At 52.4% G+C, this 6,994-nt stretch carries 5 protein-coding genes; all 5 read left to right on the plus strand.

The window, feature by feature from the left end; genetic code table 11:
- Nucleotides 1–31: 31 nt before the first annotated feature.
- Entirely contained in the window at nucleotides 32–2,467 is a 2,436-nt protein-coding gene (locus INT19_RS12305; protein WP_193060951.1) for a TonB-dependent siderophore receptor, read from the plus strand.
- A complete protein-coding gene (locus INT19_RS12310) occupies nucleotides 2,461–3,438 on the plus strand; it encodes an ABC transporter substrate-binding protein (protein ID WP_193060952.1) in 978 nt (325 codons plus the stop codon). The genes INT19_RS12305 and INT19_RS12310 overlap by 7 nt, the downstream gene beginning before the upstream one ends.
- 127 nt (nucleotides 3,439–3,565) lie before the next feature.
- On the plus strand, nucleotides 3,566–4,090 hold the full coding sequence (locus tag INT19_RS12315; protein ID WP_193060953.1) for a sigma-70 family RNA polymerase sigma factor: 525 nt from the start codon (nucleotides 3,566–3,568) through the stop codon (nucleotides 4,088–4,090).
- A 9-nt stretch (nucleotides 4,091–4,099) separates the two neighbouring features.
- A complete protein-coding gene (locus tag INT19_RS12320; RefSeq protein ID WP_226916774.1) occupies nucleotides 4,100–5,104 on the plus strand; it encodes a FecR domain-containing protein in 1,005 nt (334 codons plus the stop codon).
- A 94-nt stretch (nucleotides 5,105–5,198) separates the two neighbouring features.
- On the plus strand, nucleotides 5,199–6,994 hold a 1,796-nt coding region (locus INT19_RS12325; RefSeq protein WP_193060955.1), incomplete at its 3' end, for a TonB-dependent siderophore receptor.

The raw sequence follows: 6,994 nt of genomic DNA on the forward strand, positions 1-6,994 counted from the left end.
CATTTTTTTGTTGCTCACCAGAGGGGAACCCATGCACCACACAACATTTACAAAATCCCGGCTCACCCATGCGGTTAGCGGCGCAATGCTGTGTACCACGCTATCACTACCCGGCGTGCTGCTGCCACTGACTGCCCACGCCCAGCAGCAGTCTCAACAACAGTCTCAACAACAGCTTCAGCAACAGGCTGAGCAAGGTGCGCAGCATTTTGAAGTGCCCGCTGGTGACCTGGGCAACGCCCTCAGCCACTTTGCCGCCGATTCCGGCGTAGTCATCTACTTCGATGCCAGCCTGACCCAGGGTAAGCAAACCCGTGGGCTATCCGGTGATTACAACGCCGAAGGTGGGTTGCGGGCACTGCTCAGCGGGAGTGGTTTGTCTCTGGTTAAGGAAGCTGATGGTAGCTATCGATTAGTGGAGCGGCCTGCGAATGTGGAACTCTCGACTGTGCGGGTTGAGGCTGAGTGGATGCAGGAAACCGCCTACGGGCCAGTACAGGGTATTGCTGCCACCCGAAGTGCGACCGGCACCAAGACCGGTACACCGATCATCGAGACCCCACAATCTATCTCGGTAGTGAGCAGTGAAGAGTTTCAAAATTATGGAGCCCGGAACTTCAATGAGGCGCTGGGTTACACAGCCAGTATATCGAGACAGAGTGGGGCTGACCGAACCACTGAAACAGTAAGAATACGTGGGTTCTACAATACTGACTCCTATCGTGACGGCAGTAAATACCACGCTAATATTTATGATGGCCAGCAGGAGCTTTATGGATTGGAACGTTTGGAGGTGCTTAAGGGCCCGTCCTCAATATTGTACGGAGTCGCTGCTCCCGGCGGCATGATCAACGCTGTCAGTAAACGCCCTATCAGCACCCCTTTGCGCGAAGTGAATGTTGAGGCGGGTAGTTTCGATCGTCGCCAGATCTCTGCTGATTTCTCCGATGCTTTCGATGAGGATGGCGTATGGTCATATCGCCTAACCATGCTGCACCGGGATAGTGATACGTTTATCGACCATGTGCCGGATGATCGCACCTATATTGCCCCAGCTTTAAAGTGGCAACCAAACGAGAGCACTTCACTCACTCTGCTAAGCGAGTATCAGCGCGACGAAACGACCTATGTTTATGGGTTACCCACCAGCGGCACCATTGTTTCTAACCCGAATGGTGACATTCCTCGGGAGCAGTTCACTGGGGAGCCCGGCTTTGATGAGTATGATAACGAGCGCTATTCCATCGGCTACTTGCTCAAGCACGACTTCTCTAACAACCTCCACCTCAGCCATAGCCTGCGTACCTTCCGGGCTGATCGAGATTTTCCTCAGATAGGGCTTGGCCAAAGTATTGATCAGCGGATTTATGCCCGGAGCGCCCAGGATCGCCGCGATGCCTCATTGGGCTTAACCTCAGATACCTCCTTGCAATATGACTGGCAGACTGGCAATACCACCAATACCAGCTTGATAGGAATAGACTACACACGACAACGCCATGAAACAGAGCGCTACAACCGAACTGTGTCATCGCTTGATCTATTTGATCCTGTTTATGGTAGTGGTGAGCTAGGTGAACCTGTTCCTTTTGCATGGTCATCCAAGCAACGCAACGAGCAGATTGGCCTGTATGCTCAAAATCAAATGAAAATCGCTGACAAATGGGTTTTCTTATTGGGAGGACGTCAGGATTGGACTGAATCTGAGACCTCACCCTACTTTGGCTCCACAGAGTGGAGTCGTGAAACGGATAATGCTTTCACTGGACGTGTTGGGGGAGTCTATCTTGCCGATAACGGTTTGGCGCCTTTCATTAGCTATAGCCAGTCGTTTGAACCTACCAGCGGCACTGACCGAAACGGCAATCAGTTCGAGCCCACCCGAGGAGAGCAATATGAACTGGGCGTTCGCTTCCAGCCAGAGGGCTGGGATACCCTGCTCACCGCCACCGCTTATGAGCTAACACAGGAAAACGTCAGTGTCACCGATCCGGTAGACACCAGCTTTCAGACACAGATAGGGGAAGTGCGTTCACGTGGGGTCGAATTGGAAGCGAAGACGGCTATAGGCCCCAACGCCAATCTTGTCGCAGCCTACGCCTACACTGATGCGCGTACAACGAAAAGCAGCCCCGTCACACCAGCCCAAGAGGGTAAGAGAGCGGCTAATACACCCTATAATCAGTTCTCTTTATGGGGCGACTATCGCTTTGGCGATTTCGGTCTACCAGGACTTAAGGTAGGAGGTGGAGTTCGCTACGTAGGCCCCACCCGGGCGACTTGGATCGAGGGAGAAGTACCTGCATTTACGCTTATCGATACGCGCGTGAGTTATGAAACCGGTCCCTGGGTTTATGCATTGAATGCCACCAATCTCACTGATAAAACCTATATCGAGTCCTGCACTTATGCCTGTTACTATGGCGAGCCGAGAAGCATCATAGGCTCAGTAAGTTATCAATGGTAACGTCATTACCAAGAGAGACAAAGACAGGCGGTTGCACAGCCTGTCTTTGTTTTATAAGAGCCAAAATAGACAAGATATTGATGATCTATATGGGTAATTTGCTAACATCAGACCGTATAATTTTTCTCCTAGTTATATTTTTACCGCTATTCGCCTCATTCGCTAACGCTGAAGAGTCCAAAAAGCTAGTCACTTTTGACTATGCCATTGCCGATACACTTGCTGCTTTGCAACAACCCCCTTTGGCGATGGCGGGCTTGGCGCAGTATAGGCGCCTCTACCAAGAGCCTTTACTGCCTGATACCCGAGAGCTCGGGAATAGGTTTCAGCCCAACTTTGAATATCTAGCATCATTGGAACCTGATGTCATCATGATATCGCCACCAGCTCACTTGAATTTAGAGGGTAAACTTTCCGACATTGCTGATGTAATAAAAATCTCGCTATTTGGAAAAAATTTAAATATTTGGCAGAGCCTTGAACAGTTGACTAAAGAAGTGGGGGAACTTAACGGTCAGCAACAGCAAGCTCAAATATTAATTGACTCTGTAGACGCTAGGTTATCACTAATAGCCACACAGATTGAGAGGCCTGCAAATCCTTTGTTGATCGTTGAAATTCGGGATGATCGTCATGTCCGGGTCTATGGGTCTGGCAGCCTAGAGGATGCGGTCTTGACAAGACTCGGATTGGAGAATGCCTGGCAGGGTTCCACTAACGGCTGGGGGTTCAGTACATTATCAATCCCGGAAGCGTTTAGATTAGAAGGTCAGAAGGTTGTTCTTCATCCGTTTTATACGCAAGATCAAGACTTAACTTCAACATTGCCTACATCGGGGCTTTGGCAACATTGGTTGGATGGTACGGCGTTAAGTATCAACAGAAATTATTGGCCATGGGGAGGTTTTCCTTCAGCCCTCCGCTTCGCCGAATCCCTCGTTGAGGCTCTGGAGGAGCCAACCACCCCCTAGTTCTGTTATCGGTAGGTGCTTTACATCGCTATATTGTTTGTAATGATAAGTATTATCATTTATTGTTTGCGTCTGGTTTTGCCCCTTTTGTGGGGCATTTTGCACGGGCACTCAATGGCAACGGGCGATGGTATCGATAAAGCAACAGGGCGGAAGTGAAGTTCCTTTCGACTCCCTCTATCACAATCATCATAGCTGGCTGCGGCGCTGGTTGAGCGCCAAGCTGGGCTGTTCCCATACCGCTGCGGATCTCGCTCACGATACCTACCTACGTATACTGGCGCGGGGCACTACGCCAGCGCCGGATCAGTCGCGACGTTTTTTAACTCAGATCGCCAAGGGGTTAGTGATCGATCACTACCGCCGTCGGCGTATTGAAGCTGCCTATCTGGAAGCCCTAAGTCTGCTACCTGAACCCGAGGCGCCATCGCCAGAGGAGAGGGCGCTTGCCATTGAAGCGCTGGTCGAGATCGATGTGCTTCTGCATCGGTTACCCGATAAGCCTCGCCGGGCGTTCCTAATGTGCCGTCTTGATGGCTTGAGCTACCCGGCAATTGCCAAATCACTGGGTGTTTCGGTCTCCTCGGTGGAGAAGTACATCGCCAAGGCGTTGCTGGTGTGTCACCAGGCCATGCATGAATCTCAACCATAAGTGAATGCCATGAGCCGACCGTCCGTCAACGCCTCCCAAGAGACGCCTTCTCAAGAAACCATCTCCCCCGCTGTTCTGGAGCAGGCCAGCCTGTGGATGGCACGGCTATGGAGCGACGATGCCACTGACGCCCAGCGTGAGGCTTGCCTGCAATGGCGCCAAGCCGCGCCTGAGCACGAACGTGCCTGGCAGCAGCTTCAAGCGATCGACGGTCGACTGGGAACGTTGCCGAGCCATGCGGCGCGCAGTGAGTTATTCGAGGCCTCTTCGCAGGTCTCCAGGCGTCATTTGTTGCAGTGGGGCGGCGTTGCGTTGCTCGCAGGTGGCCTGGGGTTTGGGCTACCGCGCACGCCTCAATGGCAGCGCCAATTTGCCGACTACGCGACCGGTATTGGCGAGATGCGAGAGGTGACGTTGAGCGATGGCACTCAACTGCGCCTGGATACCGATACCGCCATCAACATAAGTTTCGATGCCCACCAACGACGACTCCACCTGCTACGTGGCGGGGTGCTGATCACCACGGCAAAAACAGCGGATGCCCGGGCATTCAGCGTTATGACGAAGGAGGGGTTTTCCTATCCGCTGGGAACCCGCTTCAGCGTGCAACAGCATACTGACAGCACCCAAGTAGCCGTTTACGAGGGGCGAGTGGCCCTGGAGCGGCGTGGAAGTGATGAGCGAACGACGCTGAATGCTGGTCAGCAGGCTGCCATGAACGCCGATGGGGTATCTCCACCGGCGTCCTTGGAACCCGCTGGGTTAGCCCGCTTTCAGGGGCGGCTGGTGGCCGAAAGTATGCGGGTTGTCGATGTGGTCGAGATATTGGCCCGCTATCGACGTGGTGTATTGCGCTGCGCGCCAGAGGTAGCCGACCGGCGGGTGAGCGGCGTGTTCTCGCTGCAAGATACCGACCGCGCCCTGGCCAGCCTTGCCGATGCGCTATCGTTAAAGGTGGTCTACCGAACGCCATTTTGGGTTACGGTCGCGTCGCGTAATATTAACGAAAACTAGAAAGAAAAAATTTCAGAAAACATTGAGGGATTCTCGTTCTCGTTCGGAAGAGGTGATGTAGACATAAAAAAAGCATTACTTAATGGGGATCTTCATGACGACGCAGCAAGCGCATTCTCGCTTTATCCGTACACCTCTGGCGCGAGCCATTCAATACGGCCTGCTGGCCAGTTGCCTGGCCGGCGGATTGCCCGCCACGGTGCTTGCCCAGCAAGCCACCACAGGGCAGGGCGCAGCGGCTCAGCAGAGTTACTCCATCGAAGCAGGACGGCTCGATACGGCGCTTAATCGTTTTGCAGTGGGTGCGGGAATCGAGATTGCTTTTGATGCATCGCTAACCAGCGGCAAGCAAACCAATGGCCTGCAGGGGCAGTACAGTATTGATGAAGGGTTGCAGCGCTTGCTGGCAGGTACTGGGCTTGCACTAGTGCGCCGGGGTGATGGGAGTTATCGGTTGGAAGAGGGGGTAGCGGATGTGGCATTGACGACGATGCAGGTACAAGCTGATAGGACACATGAATCGGCTTGGGGCCCTGTGGATGGGTATATTGCCGTACGAAGTGCCGCTGCCACAAAAACCGACTCCCCGCTGATGGAGACAGCGCAATCTGTGTCTGTGGTCACGCGTGAGCAGATCGAAGATCAAAGCGCAAAGTCGGTGCAGCAAGCACTACGTTATATACCTGGTGTGTTCACTGGTACCCGCAACGGCATTGGAGATCGTGTTGATTTTATTAATATGCGCGGTTTTGGTGGTGTAGGTAGTATCGACAACGTCTATTTTGACGGCCTCAAAATGGCCAGCGATGTTTCCGGCTATAATTCATTACAAATTGATCCCTATTTTCTTGAGCGGATCGATGTGTTCAAAGGGCCAACATCTGTTTTATACGGGCAAAGCTACCCAGGTGGTTTGGTTGGGCTGACTAGTAAACGCCCTCTATTTTCACCTAGCCATGAGATCCAACTAGAAACGGGCAGCCATAATACACGTACAGCACGATTTGACGTCAGTGGCACCATAGGGGAAAACCAACAGGTCGCCTATCGCCTAGTAGGGCTAGCCAGCGGTTCGGATAGTCAGTTCGATCATGTAGAGAACGAGCGCTATACCATTGCTCCCTCTTTAACGTTCTTGCCAACCGATGCGACATCTTTGACCGTCATGGCCTACCTGCAGCACGAGCCAAATCGTGGTTACTATGGTTGGACACCAGCCGACGGTACGGTGCGAGATTATAATGGTAAACGGAGCGATAATAACTTTTTTGATGGCGAGCCAGACGTCAATGGGTTCGAGCGTTATCAACGACTAATAGGTTACCAACTAGAACATCAGTTCAACGATCAGTGGCAAGCTCGACAGAATCTCCGCTTCACCTCTTCGGATATTGATTATGACTCCATTTATTCCAGTAGTTACGTAGGCGATAGTAATCTTCTAGATCGACGCGCAGCGCGAGCCGATGAATCCATGCACGCCTATCATGTGGATAATCAGCTACAGGGGGATGTTACGACTGGGTCTCTTGAACATACGCTGCTAGTGGGTCTGGACTACCAGTACCAACGCAACTCAGGAGAGTGGCAGTTCGGGGCGGCGTCTCCCCTGGATGCTTTCAACCCACAGTATGGAAACACACAAATCACATACTCAACGCCCACTAACTTCATCAACAAGGTGGAGCAAACTGGGGTTTACCTGCAGGATCAGATCAGCTTCAATCGCTGGCGTTTAAATCTGTCAGGGCGTCAGGATTGGGCTGGCACCAGTACCGCCTATACCAACTTAGGTATGTCTTCTGAAAGCGACAATGAGAAATTCACTAGTCGTGCCAGCTTACTGTATCCTGAATCCGTGAAGCTGGCGCCGATACTTTCCCTATCAAC

Origin of the sequence: Halomonas sp. 3A7M (assembly GCF_014897875.1) — a bacterium.
Classification (GTDB): Bacteria; Pseudomonadota; Gammaproteobacteria; order Pseudomonadales; family Halomonadaceae; genus Vreelandella.

Excerpts from the sequence above, each read along its gene's own strand:
- INT19_RS12310 (WP_193060952.1), top strand. The coding sequence starts at position 2,461 with ATGGTAACGTCATTACCAAGAGAGACAAAGACAGGCGGTTGCACAGCC.
- INT19_RS12315 (WP_193060953.1), top strand. The coding sequence starts at position 3,566 with ATGGTATCGATAAAGCAACAGGGCGGAAGTGAAGTTCCTTTCGACTCC.
- INT19_RS12320 (WP_226916774.1), top strand. The coding sequence starts at position 4,100 with ATGAGCCGACCGTCCGTCAACGCCTCCCAAGAGACGCCTTCTCAAGAA.
- INT19_RS12305 (WP_193060951.1), top strand. The coding sequence starts at position 32 with ATGCACCACACAACATTTACAAAATCCCGGCTCACCCATGCGGTTAGC.